15 protein-coding genes are annotated in these 18506 nt (G+C 73.9%); 4 read left to right on the top strand and 11 right to left on the bottom strand.

Going from position 1 to position 18506, the window contains the following annotated elements; genetic code table 11:
* Window positions 1-129: 129 nt before the first annotated feature.
* From ACIQ1J_RS11290 to ACIQ1J_RS11260, 7 genes are all read right to left on the bottom strand, one after another.
* Window positions 130-1269 carry an acyl-CoA dehydrogenase family protein gene (locus ACIQ1J_RS11290; protein ID WP_403556163.1) on the bottom strand — a complete coding sequence of 380 codons (1140 nt, stop codon included), beginning with the start codon at window positions 1267-1269 and terminating at the stop codon, window positions 130-132.
* 96 nt (window positions 1270-1365) lie between these two features.
* A complete protein-coding gene (locus ACIQ1J_RS11285) occupies window positions 1366-3213 on the bottom strand; it encodes a biotin carboxylase N-terminal domain-containing protein (protein ID WP_403556161.1) in 1848 nt (615 codons plus the stop codon).
* A gap of 10 nt (window positions 3214-3223) precedes the next feature.
* Window positions 3224-4822 carry an acyl-CoA carboxylase subunit beta gene (locus ACIQ1J_RS11280; protein ID WP_403556159.1) on the bottom strand — a complete coding sequence of 533 codons (1599 nt, stop codon included), beginning with the start codon at window positions 4820-4822 and terminating at the stop codon, window positions 3224-3226.
* Window positions 4819-6489, bottom strand: coding sequence for an acyclic terpene utilization AtuA family protein (locus ACIQ1J_RS11275; protein WP_403556158.1), 1671 nt, complete (start codon window positions 6487-6489; stop codon window positions 4819-4821). Before ACIQ1J_RS11275 ends, ACIQ1J_RS11280 begins: the two co-directional genes overlap by 4 nt.
* Window positions 6486-7352, bottom strand: coding sequence for a TIGR03084 family metal-binding protein (locus ACIQ1J_RS11270; protein ID WP_403556156.1), 867 nt, complete (start codon window positions 7350-7352; stop codon window positions 6486-6488). The genes ACIQ1J_RS11275 and ACIQ1J_RS11270 overlap by 4 nt, the downstream gene beginning before the upstream one ends.
* Window positions 7353-7737: 385 nt before the next feature.
* On the bottom strand, window positions 7738-9669 hold the full coding sequence (locus tag ACIQ1J_RS11265; RefSeq protein WP_403556154.1) for a protein kinase: 1932 nt from the start codon (window positions 9667-9669) through the stop codon (window positions 7738-7740).
* Window positions 9670-9768: 99 nt separating this feature from the next.
* Window positions 9769-10731, bottom strand: a complete 963-nt coding sequence (locus tag ACIQ1J_RS11260) for an EamA family transporter (RefSeq protein ID WP_403556152.1) — start codon at window positions 10729-10731, stop codon at window positions 9769-9771.
* A 298-nt stretch (window positions 10732-11029) separates the two neighbouring features.
* Between ACIQ1J_RS11260 and ACIQ1J_RS11255 the strand changes: the two genes are divergently transcribed.
* Together ACIQ1J_RS11255 and ACIQ1J_RS11250 are read left to right on the top strand one after the other, a co-directional pair.
* Window positions 11030-11482, top strand: coding sequence for an NUDIX hydrolase (locus ACIQ1J_RS11255; protein WP_403556150.1), 453 nt, complete (start codon window positions 11030-11032; stop codon window positions 11480-11482).
* An 85-nt stretch (window positions 11483-11567) separates the two neighbouring features.
* A complete protein-coding gene (locus tag ACIQ1J_RS11250) occupies window positions 11568-12185 on the top strand; it encodes a dihydrofolate reductase family protein (RefSeq protein ID WP_403556148.1) in 618 nt (205 codons plus the stop codon).
* Window positions 12186-12234: 49 nt separating this feature from the next.
* On the opposite strand, the gene ACIQ1J_RS11245 is transcribed toward ACIQ1J_RS11250, so the two are convergent.
* The 3 genes from ACIQ1J_RS11245 to ACIQ1J_RS11235 all read right to left on the bottom strand — a co-directional run bounded on the left by ACIQ1J_RS11245 (window position 12235) and on the right by ACIQ1J_RS11235 (window position 14789).
* Entirely contained in the window at window positions 12235-12828 is a 594-nt protein-coding gene (locus ACIQ1J_RS11245; protein ID WP_403556146.1) for a DinB family protein, read from the bottom strand.
* A 72-nt stretch (window positions 12829-12900) separates the two neighbouring features.
* Window positions 12901-14367, bottom strand: coding sequence for an FG-GAP-like repeat-containing protein (locus tag ACIQ1J_RS11240; protein WP_403556144.1), 1467 nt, complete (start codon window positions 14365-14367; stop codon window positions 12901-12903).
* A 149-nt stretch (window positions 14368-14516) separates the two neighbouring features.
* Window positions 14517-14789, bottom strand: a complete 273-nt coding sequence (locus ACIQ1J_RS11235; protein ID WP_403556142.1) for a GntR family transcriptional regulator — start codon at window positions 14787-14789, stop codon at window positions 14517-14519.
* A 188-nt stretch (window positions 14790-14977) separates the two neighbouring features.
* Here ACIQ1J_RS11235 and ACIQ1J_RS11230 point away from each other — a divergent pair, with 188 nt between their 5' ends.
* The gene (locus tag ACIQ1J_RS11230; protein WP_403556140.1) at window positions 14978-15187 is read left to right on the top strand and encodes a hypothetical protein; all 210 of its coding nucleotides are present in this window, start codon (window positions 14978-14980) and stop codon (window positions 15185-15187) included.
* Window positions 15184-15468, top strand: coding sequence for a hypothetical protein (locus ACIQ1J_RS11225; RefSeq protein WP_403556138.1), 285 nt, complete (start codon window positions 15184-15186; stop codon window positions 15466-15468). Before ACIQ1J_RS11230 ends, ACIQ1J_RS11225 begins: the two co-directional genes overlap by 4 nt.
* A 39-nt stretch (window positions 15469-15507) precedes the next feature.
* Here the strand turns inward: ACIQ1J_RS11225 and ACIQ1J_RS11220 are convergent, their stop codons facing one another.
* On the bottom strand, window positions 15508-18426 hold the full coding sequence (locus ACIQ1J_RS11220) for an FAD-binding and (Fe-S)-binding domain-containing protein (RefSeq protein ID WP_403556136.1): 2919 nt from the start codon (window positions 18424-18426) through the stop codon (window positions 15508-15510).
* Window positions 18427-18506 lie beyond the last annotated feature (80 nt).

Below are 18506 nucleotides of genomic sequence, written 5' to 3'. Positions count from 1 at the left end.
CTCCCCCACTGCCTGAAGGGCGGGGGAGGTGCCCCCAGCGGCGTTGTTCGCGGCCGCACGCACCAGACCCCGCTCGGGTTGGCTGCAAGGCACCGATGCCTGGAGTCGGCCTGATCCGAACGTCAGCGCCTAGTACGACTTGGGCAGGCCGAGGGTCTGGTGGGAGACGTAGTTGAGGATCATCTCCCGGCTCACCGGGGCGATACGAGCCACGCGCGACGCCGTTATCAGCGGCGCGAGCCCGAACTCGCGCGTGAGGCCGTTGCCGCCGAGGGTGTGCACGGCCTGGTCGACGGCCTTCACACAGGCTTCCCCGGCCGCGTACTTGGCCATGTTGGCGGCCTCGCCGGCGCCCATGTCGTCCCCCGCGTCGTAGAGATGGGCCGCCTTCTGCATCATCAGGCGGGCCAGTTCGAGGTCGATGTGCGCCTGGGCGAGGGGGTGGGCGATGGCCTGGTGGGCGCCGATGGGGGTCTTCCAGACGGTGCGTTCGCGGGCGTAGTCGAGGGCGCGGGAGAGGGCGTAGCGGCCCATGCCGATCCCGAAGGCGGCCGTCATGACGCGCTCGGGGTTGAGTCCGGCGAAGAGCTGGAGGAGGCCCGCGTCCTCGTCGCCGACGAGCGCGCCGGCGGGCAGTCGCACGTCGTCGAGGGTCAGCTCGAACTGCTTCTCGGCGGCGTTCAGTTCCATGTCGATCTGCCGGCGCTCGAAGCCGGGGGTGTCGCGGGGGACGATGAACAGGCAGGGCTTGAGCTTGCCGGTGCCGGCGTCTTCCGTGCGGCCGACGATGAGGGTGGCGTCGGAGATGTCTACGCCGCTGATGAAGACCTTGCGGCCGGTGAGGATCCAGTCGGTGCCGTCGCGGCGGGCGGTCGTGGTGATGCGGTGGCTGTTGGAGCCGGCGTCGGGCTCGGTGATGCCGAAGGACATCATGCGGGTTCCGTCGGCGAGGGTGGGGAGCCAGTCCCGTTTCTGCGCCTCGGTGCCGAAGCGGGAGATGACGGTGCCGCAGATCGCCGGGGAGACGATCATCATCAGCAGGGGGTTGCCGGCGGCGCCCATCTCTTCGAGGACGAGGGAGAGTTCGGTGATTCCTCCGCCGCCACCGCCGTACGCCTCCGGCAGGTTGACGCCGATGTAGCCGAGCTTGGCGGCCTCCTGCCAGAAGTGTCTGCTGTCGGTGCCGAGGGTGCGGGGGTGGCTCTTGGCGAAGGTTGACACCGCTTTGCGGAGGGCCTTGTGCTCGTCGGATTCGATGAGGGTGGTCACGGAGCTCCTTCGGTCGCTTTTCGGGTGCGGGTCCGTCGTGGCCGGTCGCGCTCAGGCGGCGGAACCGCATGTTCCGTACCGCCCCGCGCCCCTGGGTCAGCCGGTCTCGACGACCGCCAGGAGGGTGCCCATCTCCACTTGCCGTCCAGGAGCCACCGGCAGCGCGGTCAGCTTCCCCGTGGCCGGGGCGGTGATCCGGTGTTCCATCTTCATCGCCTCCAGCCACAGGAGGGGCTGGCCGGCCTGGACCGTCATTCCCTCCGTGAGGCCCTCCGCGACGCGGACGACCGTGCCGGGCATGGGGGCGAGGAGGGAGCCCGGGGCGTGCTGGGCGGTGGGGTCGGGGAAGCGGGGCAGGGCGGTGAGGCGGGTGGCGTCGACGTGGATCTGATCGCCGTACGCCGCCACCTCGAACCTGCGTCGTACGCCGTCCGTCTCCAGCAGGACCAGGTGTGCGTCCGCGTGGAGGACGCGTACGCCGTCGGCGGCCGGACCCGTGCGGGTGTGCTGGTAGCGGACCTCGTGCTCCTCGCCCGCCATGGCGTAGCGCTTGACCTGGGGCTGCGAGGCCAGGTTGCGCCAGGCGCCGCCGAAGCGGGAGCGGCCGTGGGCGTCGGCGAGGGCGGCGGCCAGCGGGGCGAGGGGGTCGGCCGGGCCGCCGCGGGTGAGGTCGGCGAGGTGACGTTCGTAGAAGCCGGTGTCCATGCGGGCGGACGTGAACTCCTCGTGGCGCAGGGAGCGGACGAGCAGGTCCCGGTTGGTGACCGGGCCGTGGATCGCGGCCCGTTCCAGGGCGCCGGCGAGGCGGCGGACGGCCTCCGCACGGGTGGGTGCGTGGGCGACGGCCTTGGCGAGCATCGGGTCGTAGTGGACGCCGATGTCGTCACCGTCGGTGTAGCCGGTGTCGAGGCGGATGCCGTCGGGCACGGTGAGGCGGTGCAGGCGGCCGGTCTGCGGGGCCCAGCCGCTCGCCGGGTCCTCGGCGTACAGGCGGGCCTCGACGGCGTGGCCACGCGCGCGCGGGGGATCGCTCTCCAGGGCGTGGCCCTCGGCGACGCGGAGTTGGAGGGCGACGAGGTCGAGGCCGAAGAGTGCCTCCGTGACCGGGTGCTCGACCTGGAGACGGGTGTTCATCTCCAGGAAGTGCGCCCGGCCGTCCGCGACGAGGAACTCGACGGTCCCGGCCCCGGCGTAGTCGACGGCGCGGGCGGCGCGTGCGGCGAGGTCGTGGAGTTCACCGGTGAGTTCGGGCGTCAGGCCCGGTGCCGGGGCCTCCTCGATCACCTTCTGGTGGCGGCGCTGGAGGGAGCAGTCGCGGGTGCCGAGCGCCCACACCGTGCCGTGGGTGTCGGCGAGGATCTGCACCTCGACGTGGCGGCCGTTCTCGACATAGGGCTCCACGAACACCTCGCCGTCGCCGAAGGCGCTCGCCGCCTCCGCGCGGGCCGCGGTCAGTTCGTCGTCGAGGTCGGCGAGGCGCCGTACGACGCGCATGCCGCGTCCGCCGCCGCCCGCCGCCGCCTTCACCAGGACCGGCAGGTCGGCCTCGGTGACGTGCGTGAGGGGCACGGTGCCCATCAGTTCCTTGGCGCGCGTCTTGGACGCCATCGCCTCGATCGCCTCCGGCGGCGGTCCGATCCAGGTCAGGCCCGCGTCGGCGACGGCGCGTGCGAAGCCGGCGTTCTCGGAGAGGAAGCCGTAGCCGGGGTGGACGGCGTCGGCGCCGGCGGCGACGGCGGCCTTCACGATCAGGTCGCCGCGCAGGTAGGTGTCGGCGGAGGCCGCGCCCGGCAGTCGTACCGCCGCGTCGGCCACGCGCGCGTGGAGGGCGTTCTCGTCGGCGTCCGAGTGCACGGCGACGGTCCGGATTCCCAGCTCACGGCAGGTGCGGAAGATCCGGCAGGCGATCTCGCCCCGGTTGGCGACGAGGACAGTGCTGATCAAGGTGATCCCCTCACATCCGGAAGACGCCGAAGCCGCCGCGCGCACCCTGGTAGGGCGCGGTGTGGACGGCCGACAGACACAGGCCGAGCACGGTGCGGGTGTCGCGCGGGTCGATGACGCCGTCGTCGTAGAGCCGCCCGGACAGGAACATGGGCAGCGACTCCGACTCGATCTGCTGCTCCACCATGGCGCGCAGCGCCGCGTCGCCCTCGTCGTCGTACGGCTGTCCCTTGGCGGCTGCCGACTGGCGGGCGACGATGGAGAGCACGCCGGCGAGCTGCTGCGGGCCCATGACGGCGGACTTGGCGCTGGGCCAGGCGAAGAGGAAGCGGGGGTCGTAGGCGCGGCCGCACATGCCGTAGTGGCCGGCGCCGTAGGAGGCGCCGAGGAGGACGGAGAGGTGCGGGACGCGGGAGTTGGAGACCGCGTTGATCATCATCGCGCCGTGCTTGATGATGCCGCCCTGCTCGTACTCCCTGCCGACCATGTAGCCGGTGGTGTTGTGCAGGAAGAGGAGCGGGATGTCACGCTGGTTGGCGAGCTGGATGAACTGGGCGGCCTTCTGCGACTCCTCGCTGAACAGCACCCCTTGGGCGTTGGCGAGGATGCCCACCGGATAGCCGTGCAGGGCCGCCCAGCCGGTCGTCAGACTCGTCCCGTACAGCGGCTTGAACTCGTCGAAGTCGGAGGCGTCGACGATCCGGGCGATGACCTCGCGCGGGTCGAAGGGGGTCTTGAGGTCGCCGGGGACGATGCCGAGGAGTTCCTCCGGGTCGTACTTCGGCGGTTCGGCCGGGCCCGGATCGAAGTGTGCCTTGCGGTGGTTGAGGCGGGCGACGACGCGGCGGGCCTGCCGCAGCGCGTCCGGTTCGTCCACGGCGAAGTGGTCGGCGAGACCCGACACGCGCGCGTGCATCTCCGCGCCGCCCAGCGACTCGTCGTCGCTCTCCTCGCCGGTGGCCATCTTCACCAGCGGCGGCCCGCCGAGGAACACCTTGGCGCGCTCCTTGACCATGATCACGTGGTCGGACATGCCGGGGATGTACGCGCCCCCGGCGGTCGAGTTGCCGAAGACGACGGCGACGGTGGGGATGCCCGCCGCCGACAGCCGGGTGATGTCCCGGAAGATGCCCCCACCGGGGATGAAGATCTCCTTCTGCGACGGCAGGTCGGCGCCCCCGGACTCGACCAGGCTGACACAGGGCAGCCGGTTGGCGAGCGCGACGTCGTTGGCGCGCAGGGCCTTCTTCAGCGACCAGGGGTTGCTGGCACCGCCGCGCACGGTCGGGTCGTTGACGGTGATCAGGCACTCCACGCCCTCGACCGTGCCGATGCCGGTGACCAGGGAGGCGCCCACGGCGTACTCGCTGCCCCAGGCCGCCAGCGGCGACAGCTCCAGGAAGGGCGTGTCGGGGTCGAGGAGCAGCTCGATGCGCTCGCGGGCGAGGAGCTTGCCGCGTCCCCGGTGCCGGGCGACGTACTTCTCGCCGCCGCCGGCCAGCGCCTTGGCGTGCTCGGTGTCGAGGTCGGCGAGTTTGGCGAGCATCGCCTCGCGGTTGGCCCGGTGGTCGGGGCCGGCCGGGTCCACTGCGGAGGGCAGGACCGTCACAGGAGAACCTCCGGTATGTCCAGGTGGCGGGCGCGCAGCCACTCGCCGAGCGCCTTGGCCTGCGGGTCGAAGCGGGCCTGCGCGGCGACGCCCTCGCCGAGGATGCCCTCGACGGCGAAGTTGAGGGCGCGCAGGCCGGGGAGTGTGTGCCGGGTGACGGGCAGGCCGCGGGCTTCCGGGATCAGCTCCCGGAACCGGTCCGCGGTCAGCTCGTGCGCCAGCCAGCGCCAGGCGTCGTCGGTCCGCGCCCACACGCCGACGTTGGCGTTCCCGCCCTTGTCGCCGCTGCGGGCGCCGGCGACGAGGCCGAGGGGGGCGCGGCGTACGGGACCCGGCGGGAGCGGTTTCGGCAGCGGCGGTTCCGGTACGTCCGCCAGTACGGCGGTGTCCTGGGCGCCTGGTACGGGAATCCGCCGCCCGTCGTGGAGGACGGCCACATGGTCGACGGCGCCATGGGGGACGTACACATCCTCGAAGACCCCATAAGGCGCGCCCTTTCCTGGTAGCGCCAGCACATGGAAGCCGGGATAGCTGGCGAGGGCCAGCTCGATGGCGGCCCCGCTCAACGCCCGCCCGACGAGCTGCTGGTCGGCGTCCCGGACGACGAGCCGCAGCAGGGCGCCGGCCGTCTCCTCGGTCGGTGCGTCGGGCCGGTCGGTGCGGACCAGGTCCCAGCGGACGTCGGCGACCTTGGCGAGGGCGGGTTCCATCTGGGCCCGCACCAGGGCGGCCTTGGCCTCGATGCCGAGGCCGGTGAGCACGAAGGCGACCTCGTTGCGGAAGCCGCCGAGACGGTTGCGGCCGACCTTGAGGGTGGGCGGCGGGGCCTCGCCGCGCACACCCTCGACGCGAACGCGGTCGGGCCCGTCCTGGGTGAGCCGTACGGTGTCCAGCCGGGCGGTGACGTCGGGCCCCGCGTACCGGGCGCCGCCCGTCTCGTACAGCAGCTGGGCGGTCACCGTGCCCACGTCGACGAAGCCGCCGGTGCCGTCGTGCTTGGTGATGACGCAGCTGCCGTCGGCGTGCAGTTCGGCGAACGGGAAGCCGGGCCGGCGGACGTCGCCCTCCTCGAAGAACGCGTAGTTCCCACCGGTCGCCTGCGCTCCGCACTCCAGCACGTGTCCGGCGACGACGGCGCCCGCGAGCCGGTCGTACTCCGTCGGCGCCCAGCCGAAGTGCGCGGCGGCGGGCCCGGTGACCAGGGCGGCGTCGGTGACCCGGCCGGTGACGACCACGTCGGCGCCCGCGCGCAGACACTCCGCGATGCCGGACCCGCCGAGGTAGGCGTGGGCGGCCAGCGCTCCCGGGTGTGCGGCCGTGAGGTCGTCGCCCTCGACGTGCGCGACCCGTACGGGGATGCCGAGCCGTGCGGCGAGGGCGCGTACGGCGTCGGCGAGTCCGGCCGGATTGAGCCCGCCGGCGTTGGCGACGATCCTGACGCCCCGTTCGTGGGCGAGGCCGAGGCACTCCTCCAGCTGCCGCAGGAAGGTGTGGGCGTACCCGGCGTCCGGGTCCTTCAGCCGGTCCCGGCCCAGGATGAGCATGGTCAGCTCGGCGAGGTAGTCGCCGGTGAGGACGTCCAGCGGGCCGCCGGTGAGCATCTCGCGCATGGCGTCGAAGCGGTCGCCGTAGAAGCCGGAGGCGTTGCCGACGCGGAGGACGCTCACCGCCCCTCCCCACGCGGCGGGCGTCCCGCTCCCGGCGGGCGTCCGGCCCCCGGCGGGCGTCCCGCTCCCGGCGGGCGTCCGGCCCCCGGCGGGCGTCCCGCTCCCGGCGGCCCCGCGAAGGCCTGGGCGATGTCCAGCCATCGGTCGGCGTCCGGCCCCTCGGCACGCAGGGCGAGGTCCGCGCGGTGGGCGCGCTGGGTGGCGAGGAGGCAGAAGTCGAGGGCGGGACCGGTGACACGCTGGTCGGCGCCGTCGGGGCCGTAGGTCCACAGCTCCCCGCCGGGTGCGGTGAGTTCGACGCGGAACGGCTCGGCGGGCGGGGTCAGGCCGTGGGTCGCGTAGGCGAAGTCCCGGGCGCGGGCGCCGATGCGGGCGATGTGCCGCAGCCGGTCGGTGGGCGGGCGCGTCACGCCGAGGGTGTCGGCGATGTCGAGGCCGTGGGCCCAGGTCTCCATCAGGCGGGCGGTGGCCATGGAGGCGGCGGCCATGGGCGGGCCGTACCAGGGGAAGCGTGCCCCGGGGGCCGACTCGCGCAGCGCCTTGTCGAGGGCGGCGCGGCCCTCCCGCCAGGCGGCCAGCAGCTCGGCGGGGGCCCGCCGGGCGCCTTCCTCGGCGCCGTCGTCGACGTACCGGCCGGGCGTGGCGAGGGCCTGCCCCACCAGAGCGCGGAAGCCGTCCTCGTCGGTGACGGCGAGCAGGGCGGACCGGTCGGTCCAGGCCAGGTGCGCGATCTGGTGGGCGATCGTCCAGCCGGCAGCCGGGGTGGCGAGCGTCCACTGCTCCGGACTCAACCGGGCGACCAGCGCGTCGAGTTCCTCGCTCTCCTCGCGCAGGTCGTCGATCACGGGCGTCGGGTCGGACACGGGCGCTCCCCTCGGGCACGGCGGTGTGCGGCGCGGTGTGGTGAGGAGCATGGCAGGGGCGGTGGTAACAATCAAGCACGCTTGCATGATTTTTGCCCGCGGACGCCCCCGGAGGCCGTGCCCGCCTGTGGAGGCCAACGGAGAGCGGAGGCTCGCGGACGCCCGCGAAGACCATGAACCCCCGCGGAAACCCACGGAGAGCAGAGACTCACGGACACCCGCGAAGACCATGAACCCCCGCGGAAACCCACGGAGAGCAGAGACTCACGGACACCCGCGAAGACCGTAGCCGCACGCGGAAGCTCACGGAGGTCTGCGGAGGCTCACGGAGGTCTCAGGCGCCCGGACGGCGAGGGATGCCGGGTCTCCCGGCCGGGCTCGGACCTCAGTCCGCGCGCCAGGCCGTCATGTCCGCGGTGACGAAGCCGCTGTCCGGCATGGCGGTCGACTTCACCTGGACGACCAGCAGCATGATGTCGCCGTTGCGGTGCTTGGCGCAGATCTCGGAGCCGGCCGAGGCGGCGGCCAGCGGGAGGCGGTGGCCGTCGATGCTGGCATCGGCCTCGACGTCGGCCATCCTCTGACGGCAGTCCTCGTACGTGGCGCCCGGCTCGCCGAACATCATGGAGAAGACGCTGGTGTCGCTCTCCAGTGCGCACGTCTGCGCGCAGGTGAAGCGGATGTCTCCCTTGCGGTCGTCGCGGGTCTCCCCGCCGCTGGCACTGAGTGAGTTCTCGGCGTTGAGCAGCTGGGGGCCGTAGGCGTGGGCCACCGGAGCGGTGGAACCGGCGGCGGCACCGTCGGCCGCCGCATCCGGCGCGGCCGACCCGTCGGCCCCCGACCCCGTACCCTCCGTGGCCACCGTTCCGGACGCCGGGCCTCCGGACGCCGCATCGCCGGACGCCGCTCCGCCGGACGCCGACGACCGTGCCGTCGGGCCGGGGCTCCCGGACTCGGACGCGACCGTGTCCCGGTCGCGGTCTCGGTCCATCGCGTCCCGCAGCGTCCACGCCGCCGTGAGTACCAGCCCGGCCGCGGCCAGGGCGGCGGCCGCGATCAGGGCGACGCGTCTCCTGCGGTGCTTCCGCTCGTCCGGCCCGGCCGGCCGCTGCGGCGCGGTCGCGCCGTACGGACCGGCGGGCCGGAGCGCGGCGCCCGGACCGTTCGGGGCGGCGCCCGGCCCGTACGGGGCGGCGCCCGGCCCGTACGGGGCACCGGGCCCCTGCGCGGTGGCGGGCCACTGCCCCGCAGCCGGCCCCTGCCCTGTGGCGGACCCCTGCCCGGTAGCGGCCCCCTGCCCGGCACCCGCCCACTGCGCGGTAGCGGGCCCCTGCGGCGCGGCTGCCGATTGCGGGGCGGTCCATGGCCGCGTGTGTACCGCGGTGGGAGCCGGCGACGGCTCCGGAGCCAGGGGGGCAGGCGGCGGGACCGTCACCTCCGACCCCGCGAACTCCCGCCAGACGTCCGGCCCCGCGCCCGTCTCGGCGTCCCGCCCCAGTTCCCGCCGGCACCACTCGACGACCTCCGCCGGAGTGGCCCGCTCCCCCGGTTCCGCGGCCAGGCACCGGGCGAGCACCCCGCGCAGTTGCTCGGGCAGCCCGGACAGGTCGGGTTCGGAGTGCACGATTCGGTACAGCACACTGACCGCGGGCCCGTCCCCGTAGAGCGGCCTGCCCAGCGCCGCGTAGGCGGCCGTCTGGCCGAGCGCGAAGACGTCGGTCGCCGCCGTGACGTCACCCGCGGACGCCTGCTCGGGAGCCATGTACTGGGGCGTGCCGATCGCGGTGCCCGTGGCGGTGTGCGCGGTGCTGTCGGCGGCGAGCGAGATGCCGAAGTCGATGACCCGCGGTCCGTCCGAGGCGAGCAGCACGTTCGACGGCTTGAGGTCCCGGTGCACGATCCCCGCACCGTGGATGGCCTGCAACGCCTCGGCGACCCCCGCCATCAGCCACAGCACCGCCGGCACCGGCAGCGGCCCGCTCCGGGCGACGACGTCCGACAGGGCGGGGCCCGGCACGTACAGCGTGGCCAGCCAGGGCGGTGTGCCGTCCGGGTCGGCGTCGATCAGTTCGGCGGTGTAGGCGCCCTTCACCTTCCGGGCCGCCTGGATCTCCCGGCCGAAGCGCCGCCGGAAGGTCGGGTCGTCGGCCAGTTCCGACCGTACGACCTTGATGGCCACCGGTCGGCCGCCCCGGGTGTGGGACAGGTAGACCCGGCCCATGCCGCCCGCGCCGAGCCGCGCCGCGAGGCGGTAACCGGCCACCGTGCGTGGATCGTCGTCCTGCAAGGGCTGGAAGACCTCGGCCGTGTGGTTCATCGGTTCCTCCCCGTGATCCCGATGAGATGACCAGGTCCGCAGCCTATGCGCTGCGGCGCTGCGGATGGCCACGGGTCGGGCCGGGGGCGGCCGCGGCCGCTACGGCAAGTCCGGGATCGCCTTCACCCGGCGCCGCCCCACCTGCGTGCGCACCGCGCCCATGCTGGCCGCGATGACCAGGGCGATGGCGGCGGACTGGGTGGTGGACAGGGCCTGGTCGAGGATGAGGTAACCGGCCGCCGCGGCGATGGCGGGTTCCAGGCTCATGAGGATGGCGAAGGTGGGCGCGGGCAGGCGGCGCAGGGCGAGGAGTTCGAGGGTGTAGGGCAGGACGGAGGAGAGCAGGGCGACCCCGGCGCCCAGCGCCAGTGTCATCGGGTCGAGGAGCTTGCCGCCCGACTCGGCGATGCCCAGCGGCAGGAACAGCACCGCCCCGACCGCCATGGCGAGGGCCAGCCCGTCGGCCTGCGGGAAGCGGCGCCCCGTACGCGCGCTGAAGACGATGTACGCCGCCCACATCGCGCCCGCCCCCAGTGCGAAGGCGACGCCGGCCGGGTCGAGGCCGTCGAAGCCGCCGCCACCGAGGAGGAAGACGCCGGCCAGGGCGAGCGTGGCCCAGACCAGGTTGACCGCGCGGCGGGAGGCGAAGACGGAGAGGGCGAGCGGGCCGAGCACCTCCAGGGTGACGGCGGGGCCGAGGGGGATGCGGTCGACGGCCTGGTAGAAGAGGCCGTTCATACCGGCCATGGCGATGCCGAAGACGACGACCGTGCCCCAGTCGGCCCGGGAGTGGCCGCGCAGCCGAGGCCGGCAGATGAGCAGCAGTACGACGGCGGCCACGGCCAGCCGCAGGGTCACCACGCCGAGCGCACCGGCCCGGGGCATGAGGCTCACCGCCAGCGCGGCGCCGAACTGCACGGAGAGTCCACCGGCGAGGACCAGGCCGACCGGCCCCAGGGAGCCCCGACCGCGCGGGGCACCCGCCGGGTCGGACGTGGGCCCCGGGCCCGCAACGGGTGCGGCGGCCGGGGTGGAGGGGGTGGCGGCGCTGGGGGTGGTCACGGGGCCTACCTGGGTCTTGGTGCTGGGCTTTGGCGTTGCGTCCTGGCGCGGGGAACGGAACTCCTGCCGGGCGCCGCGCATCGCACCGCGCCGGCCGCTCCGGAGCCGCGCCCGACCGGTCCAGGGTAATGACCTCCGGACAGGACCGTGCAAGGTGTACACGCCTGACGATGAGTCCCTCGCCCCGCCCGGGTCAACTCCGTCCGTCATACGGACCGCCCGCCGCGGCGGGTACCGTCCCCATGGCGCGTCCCGTGCCCGAACCCGTGCCCGCCCCCACCACGTCTCCCGAGGTCCCGTGCGACGACTTCTTGCCCGCCTCTGGCGGCTCCTGCGCCCTGTTCAGAGCCGCGTCATGTGGATCCTGCACGCCAAGTTCGTGGTCGGCGTGACCGGCGTCGTACGCGACGACGAGGGGCGGGTCCTGCTCCTGAAGCACCGGATGTGGCCGCCGGGCCGCCAGTGGGGCCTGCCGAGCGGTTTCGCGCGCAAGGGCGAGGACTTCCGGGAGACCGTGGTCCGCGAGGTGCGGGAGGAGACGAACCTCGACGTGGAGGTGGGCCGCCTGGTCATGCTGAACAGCGGCCTGCGCACCCGCCTGGAGGTGGCCTACGAGGCCCGCCTGCTGGGCGGCGAGCTGCGCATCGACCCCTTCGAGATCCTGGAGGCCCGCTGGTGCCGCCCGGACGAGCTGCCCGAGGGTGTCCAGCCGGTGTGCCGTCCGCTGGTGCGGGGCGAGACGGCGCCCTGAATCGCCCGCGCGGGTGTGTCGAAAGCGCCGGTCTCCGATCGACGCACGGGTGAAGACACCCACGCACCCCCGAGGAGCACCCCTCATGACCATCGTGACCGCGGACCTGGCCATCACCCTCGACGGCTACGTCGCCGGCCCGAACGTCACCCTGGACAACCCTGGCGGCGACGGCGCCGAGCCGATCTTCGAGTGGATCCACACCCTGGCGAGCTGGCGGGAGCGCCAGGGCATGGCCGGCGGGGAGGAGAACCGCGACTCGGAGCTGATCCGCGAGTGGTTCGACGCCACCGGGGCGGTGGTCATGGGCCGGACGATGTACGACACGGGCGAGGAGCCCTGGGGCGACAACCCGCCCTTCCGCACCCCGGTCTTCGTCCTCACCAACCGCCCTCGCCCCACCCTCGTGAAGGAGGGCGGCACCACCTTCACCTTCGTCACCGACGGCATCCACAGCGCACTGGCGCAGGCGAAGGCCGCCGCCGACGGCCGGAACGTCGACATCGCGGGCGGGGCGAGCACGGTGCGGCAGTACCTCGGAGCCGGGCTCATCGACGAACTCCAGCTGCACGTGGTGCCCGTGCTCCTCGGCGACGGGCTGCGCCTCTTCGAGGGGCCGGGCGCGGGTCGGCGCGACCTCGAACAGGTCAGGGTCGTCGAGACGCCCCTGGCCACCCACCTGAAGTACCGCTTCGTGAAGTGACCCGGCCGGCGCCTCGCCCGCGTCGGCCCGCCCGACCGGATTCCGCCGGTCAGCCCATGCTCTTGGCACCGTCCAGGGACTCGCGGATGATGTCGGCGTGGCCGGCGTGCTGGGCGGTCTCGGCGACGATGTGCATCAGCACCCGGCGGGCCGACCACTGCGCGCCGGCCTCGAACCACGGAGCCTTCGGCAACGGCTGCGTGGCCCCCAGGTCGGGCAGCGTGGCGACCAGGCCGTCGGTCCGGCGGGCCGCCTCGGCGTAGTCGGCCAGGACCCCGGCCAGCGTCTCACCGGGCAGCATCCGGAACTCGTCGGCCCGCTGGGCCCGGTCGGCCTCGGTCATGGTCGTGAAGTCTCCTCCCATCGCCGACGGGCCGTCCACGATGAAGTCCGCCCAGCTCCGCTCGACCGAGGACACGTGCTTGATCAAGCCGCCCAGGCAGAGCTCGCTCGCGGTGGTGCGGAGTCCGGCCTGCTCGTCGGTGAGGTCACGGGTGGTGAAGCGCAGGAAGTGCCGTTGGTGGGCCAGCATCTCCAGCAGGTCGGCGCGCTCACCGGTGACGGCCGGGGCCCCGGTCGGGTCGCCGGTGGTCAGGTCGCCGGTGGTCAGGTCGCGGGTGGTCGACGCGTCGAGAGTGGTCATGGTCTCCGCCTTCCGGTGTACTGCTCCGTCGGTCGAGGACCACGCTATGGGCCGTATAGGTCAGACCATGTCCTAGATCACCTGTGCCACGACGCGGAGTGCCTGGAGCGCGAGCTCACCGCCACCCATCAGCAGGCCCAGCCCCTCGGTGTCGTCGAAGGTGTCCCCGGACAGCCGGGTGACGCCTTCGGTGGCGGGTCCCTCCGCGGTGCCGGGCAGCAGCCACGCGACGCCGTCGACCGTGTCGCTGCCCGGCGCGGTCACCACGAGGTCGGCACGGCCGTCGCCGTCCAGGTCGGTGAGGCCGACCGAAGCGCCGAAGTCGGCGTCCCCGCCCGGGACGGCGCCGAGGTCGTCCCCGTCGAACAACCGGGCCCCCTCACCACTGAGCCCGCCCGGCCCACCCGCCAGGAACAGCACCTGCTCCGGGCCCGGCTCCCCGTAGATGTCCCACCGGGGCGCCCCGGCCACCACGTCCGCGTATCCGTCGCCGTTGACGTCCCCGACGTCCAAGGCTGCGAAGGAGGCGTCCTCGTCCTGGGGTTCCTCGCCGGGCACGCCCGGGGTGTCCCGGTCGACGGTCGTCGCCCGCTCCCCCGGCCCGGCCTCCGACCCGTACACCACCGTCACCGAGCTGCGGCTCGCGTCGCCGCCCCGGGGGCTGAGGACCAGATCGTCGTAGCCGTCGCCGTCCACGTCTCCGATCGCCCCCTCCCCCGCGTCGGGGAGGCGGGTGCCCTCCGGCTGCGTGAAGCCGTCCCGGCCGCCGCGCAGGTAGCTCACCGGCTGGTTCCGTTCGGACCAGGGCACCTCGGGTCCCGTGTCGGCGTCGTGGAAGCTCACCAGGTCGTCGATGCCGTCACCGTCGAGGTCCCCGGCGACGAGGTCGCCGTAGTTCGCGGCGGCCACGTCCGGCGCGGGACGGCGGGGCGCGGGGACGCGGGCCGTCCCGGCCGGGGTGCCGTCGCGCCCGAAGGGCCCCTTGAGCAGCCCCTTGTCGGAGCCGAGCCCGAAGACCAGGTCGGCGTGCCCGTCACCGTCGAAGTCACCGGCGGCGAGCTGCTCGTCCAGGATCGGGTTGGTGCCCCAGGCGACGTGGCTGACGTCCGTCCCCGGCACCCGGGAGGCGCGCGACAGCCCGTCCTCGGAGCCCCACATGACGATCACGCTCGGCTTCCAGTCGAAGACGGAGGCGGCGAGGTCGGTGTACCCGTCCCCGTCGAAGTCGCCGGCCACCACGTCCGACCCGAAGAAGGCCTCGTCGCGGTTCTTCCCGGGTATGCCGGCATCGTCCTGGGTGAGGTACTGGCACCGGCCGATCCCCGTCCCGTCCCCCGCCCCGTACGCGACCTCGACACTCCCGCTCCCGCCCGCCACGCTCCCCATCGAGCCGAAGGCCAGGTCGGGGTGACCGTCACCGTCGAAGTCGGCGGCCCCCTCCGAGGCGGGCCGGCCGGACGCGGGCGCGGCGGTGCCGTGGGCGCCGGTACCGCAGCTTCGCGGCGCGGCGATGTCGGCCGGCTCGTCGTTCGCGATCACCACACCCACGGCAACCACCAACGCGAAGACGGCCGCGCCCCCGACGATCACCCAGGGCCGCTCGCCGACCCTTCGTCGTGGAGCTTCCGCTTGATCACTCGAACCGTCCATAGGAACGATCACGCGACGGCGAGGACGCGTGGTTCCGATCAGGCACCCGAGGCGGGAGCACCGTCTTCCGTCGCTTGCGGCCGGCGGGCAACGAACGAGCCGAGGCCCACTTCGGCACGGATCAGGCCTTCCCTTTTCAGGTGGGCCAGCGCCTTCTGAGCGGTCGACGCCGCGATGGCGAATTCGGCCGACAACTCGACCACCGACGGAACCCGGGCATCAACGGGATAAGTACCGTCCGCGATGCGCGCCTCAATGGCAGCGGCGACCTGCCGCCACACGGGCCGGGTGCGATCAAGCTCGGGAGTCATGCGGTGGACGCTAAAACTCTGCGGTAGACCGCGCGACCGCAGTACACTGCGGTAGACCGTGGAGACCACTCCCACTGAAGACCCCCGCGACGGGTGGAGCCGTCCGGGGGCGTGGTCACCAGCCGAACCTGATCGGAGCTGTTGACATGACCAACCTTATCGGCCGCCTAGTCACATGGGTGAGCCTCATGCTCAACCCACGGGGCACCCACCGCCGCACCGGCGCTCGCCCCGCCGTCCCCACCGCCCCCCACCAGCAAGCCACAACCAGCGTCATCCCCCTCCCCTCCCACCGCAGCCCCTACGGCCTGCCCACCACCCTCGACGGCACCGAGACCGTGGCCGTACGCCCGTACCTCGCGGCGAGTCAGCTGTACGGCTGGGAGGCGGCCGCATGACCGCACCGCGCGAACCCCGCCTGCTCCCCTGGTCCGGCCCCGAGGGCAAACCCTGTTACCTGATCACCGACGACGCCGGCGGCCCCGTCTCACGGCTGGCCGACACCACCGAGGCCACCCAGCTCGGCATGGGCGCCGAGCTCCTCGCCCACGCCCACGACCTCCTCCCCCGCGCCCCGCACGGCGAACTCCGCTACCTCGCCGAGCGCCTCACCGAAGCCCTCGCGGACGCGCTACGGGTGGCCGAGAGCCGAGGACGGAGGCTGAACGGGCTCAACTGAGCGGATCGAGGACGCGCGGGGCGGTTCTGTCCTCGGTTCTCAGGGCCGCCCCAGCCCCTCCGCCAGCACCTCCGCCAGATGACGCCCCCGCACCCCCGCCAACTGCTCCAGCTGCGTCCGGCACGAGAAGCCGTCCGCCAGGACCACCGCCCCGTCCGGTGCCTCGCGCACCGCCGGGAGCAGCTGGTCCTCCGCGCAGGCGGCCGAGACCTCGTAGTGGCCGTCCTCGAAACCGAAGTTGCCCGCGAGCCCGCAGCAGCCGCCGGTCAGCTCGCCGGTCAGGCCGGCCGCCTCGCGCAGGCGGCGGTCGGCCGCGTCGCCCAGGACCGCGTGCTGGTGGCAGTGGGTCTGGCCGGTGACCGGGCGGTCCAGGGCGGGCGGCGTCCAGCCGGGGGCGTGGCGCTCCAGGGCCTCCGCGAAGGTCAGCACGCGGGCGGCGAGCCGAGCCGCCCGTGGGTCGTCGTGCAGCAGCTCCGGCAGGTCCGTGCGCAGGGCGGCGGCGCAGCTCGGCTCCAGGACGACGACCGGCGCCGAGGTCTCCAGCACCGGGGCCATCAGGTCCAGCGTGCGGCGCATCACCGCGCGGGCACGGTCCAGTTGGCCCGTGGAGACGTACGTCAGGCCGCAGCAGACCCGGCCCCGGCGGGCGGTCAGCAGCGCCAGAGCCGACTTGGACGTACCGTCCCCGATCACGGCACGCCCCCGCGGCAGCGTCGGCGGCAACGCCACCCGCAGCCCCGCCGCCTCCAGCACCCGTACGGCCGCCCGGCCCACGGACGGTGACAGGTGCTCGGTGAAGGTGTCCGGCCAGAGGACGACCAGGTCGCCGGACCCGGTCCCGGGACCGGGACCGGTCCGTCCCGCACCCGGGCGCCGCCTGCGCCACCACCTGCTGAACGTCTCCCCCGCCAGCCTCGGCACCTCCCGCTCGCCCGCGATCCCGCCCAGCCGCTTCGCCACCGCCGCCAACGGGCGCACGGACGCCAGCGCGTTGACGGCCGGGGCCAGACGGGCCCGCGCCGCCCAGCGCAGCCACACCGGCAGCCACCCCATCGCGTAGTGGGCGGCGGGGCGGCGGCGGCCGGCGTAGTGGTGGTGCAGGAACTCCGCCTTGTACGTGGCCATGTCGACCTCGACCGGGCAGTCGGAGCGGCAGCCCTTGCAGGACAGGCACAGGTCGAGGGCGTCGCGGACCTCCGTGGAGCGCCAGCCGTCGGTCACCAACTCACCGGCGAGCATCTCGTGCAGCAGCCGGGCCCGCCCGCGCGTGGAGTGCTGCTCCTCACCGGTCGCCCGGAACGACGGGCACATCACCGAGGAGCCCGCCGCCGACGTCGTACGGCACTTGGCGACCCCGACGCAGCGCCGTACCGCCGCCGAGAAGTCGCCGCCGTCGGACGGGTAGCCGAACGCCACGTCCACCGGCTCACGCGGCAGGACGGAGAAGCGGAGGTTCGCGTCGAGCGGCGCCGGGCGGACCAGCATCCCCGGGTTGAGGAGGTCGTCCGGGTCCCAGACGGCCTTCGCGCGCTCGAAGAGGGCGACGGTCTCCGCGCCGTACATCCTCGGCAGCAGTTCCGCCCGCGCCTGCCCGTCGCCGTGCTCCCCGGACAGCGAGCCGCCGTGCGCGACGACCAGGTCGGCCAGTTCCTCGGAGAAGCGGCGGAAGCGGACGACTCCCGCGTCCGTCAGCAGGTCGAAGTCGATACGTACGTGGATGCAGCCGTCCCCGAAGTGCCCGTACGGCGTACCGCGCAGGTCGTGGGCGGACAGGAGGGCCCGGAAGTCCCGCAGGTAGGCGCCCAGCCGGACCGGCGGCACCGCGCAGTCCTCCCAGCCGGGCCACGCCTCCGAGCCTCCCCCAGACTCCGTCCGGGAGGTGCCCCCAGGCATCCGCGTCGCCGTCCCGCTCGCGTCCTCCCGGATCCGCCACAGCGCCCGCTGCCCGGCCGGGTCGGTCACCACCAGCGCGTCGACGACGTCGGCCGCCCGGACCACCGCCTCCGCACGCGCGCGCGCCTCCGCCGCCGTGTCGCCGCCGGTCTCCACGAACAGCCAGGCCCCACCCCGCGGGAGCCCGGCGGCGGACGCCGGCGGCACCAGGTCCACCGCCATGCCCTCCACCGTCAGCGGCCCGAGCGGCAGCAGCCCGGCCGCCGCCTGGGCCGCCCCGGTCTCGTCGGCGTATCCGAGCACCGCCAGCGCACGCGCGCGCGGTGCCTCGACCAGCCGGACCACCGCCTCGGTCAGCACGCCCAGCGTGCCCTCCGAACCACAGAAGGAGCGGGCCACGTCCGCGCCCCTCTCCGGCAGCAGCGCGTCCAGCGCGTAGCCGGAGATACGGCGGGGCAGGTCGGGAAAGCCGGTGCGCAGGCGCGCCAGGTCGCCGTCGACCAGCTCGCGCAGGCCCTCCGGCGCCCCGGCCCACCCCTGCCCGGGCCGCAGCCGCTCCCCCCGCGCGGTGAGCACCGTCAGCTCGCGCACGCTGTCCGCCGTCGTGCCCCACGCCACCGAGTGGGAGCCGCACGAGTTGTTGCCGATCATTCCGCCGAGCGTGCAGCGGCTGTGGGTGGACGGGTCGGGGCCGAAGCGCAGGCCGTGCGGGGCGGCGGCCCGCTGCAGCCGGTCGAGGACGAGACCCGGCTGGACGACGGCCGTTCGCGCCTCCGCGTCGAGCGAGACCAGCCGGTTCATGTGCCGGGTGAAGTCCAGGACGACGCCCGTGCCGGTCGCCTGTCCCGCGATCGACGTGCCGCCACCCCGCGCCACGACCGGCACCCCGCGCGCCCGGCACACCTCCAGCACGGCGGCCACGTCGTCGGCGTCTCTCGGTGCCACCACACCGAGCGGGACCCGCCGGTAGTTGGACGCGTCCATGGTCGTCAGGGCCCGGGAGGTGACGTCGAAGCCGACCTCGCCGCGTACGGCCGTGCGCAGTGCTGCCTCCAGATCGGTCATGTCATCCAGCATGGGCTCTCGTAGCTCGGTACAGGTCCGCACGGCGGAGATCTCGTCTCATCGGACGGACATCTCTCCGT

The organism is Streptomyces sp. NPDC097107 (assembly GCF_044762405.1).
GTDB lineage: Bacteria > Actinomycetota > Actinomycetes > Streptomycetales > Streptomycetaceae > Streptomyces > Streptomyces thinghirensis.
This window is presented reverse-complemented; position numbering and strand designations above follow the sequence as displayed.

Excerpts from the sequence above, each read along its gene's own strand:
- ACIQ1J_RS11230 (WP_403556140.1), top strand. The coding sequence starts at position 14,978 with ATGCTCAACCCACGGGGCACCCACCGCCGCACCGGCGCTCGCCCCGCC.
- ACIQ1J_RS11265 (WP_403556154.1), bottom strand. The coding sequence starts at position 9,669 with ATGAACCACACGGCCGAGGTCTTCCAGCCCTTGCAGGACGACGATCCA.
- ACIQ1J_RS11225 (WP_403556138.1), top strand. The coding sequence starts at position 15,184 with ATGACCGCACCGCGCGAACCCCGCCTGCTCCCCTGGTCCGGCCCCGAG.
- ACIQ1J_RS11245 (WP_403556146.1), bottom strand. The coding sequence starts at position 12,828 with ATGACCACTCTCGACGCGTCGACCACCCGCGACCTGACCACCGGCGAC.
- ACIQ1J_RS11220 (WP_403556136.1), bottom strand. The coding sequence starts at position 18,426 with ATGACCGATCTGGAGGCAGCACTGCGCACGGCCGTACGCGGCGAGGTC.
- ACIQ1J_RS11235 (WP_403556142.1), bottom strand. The coding sequence starts at position 14,789 with ATGACTCCCGAGCTTGATCGCACCCGGCCCGTGTGGCGGCAGGTCGCC.
- ACIQ1J_RS11250 (WP_403556148.1), top strand. The coding sequence starts at position 11,568 with ATGACCATCGTGACCGCGGACCTGGCCATCACCCTCGACGGCTACGTC.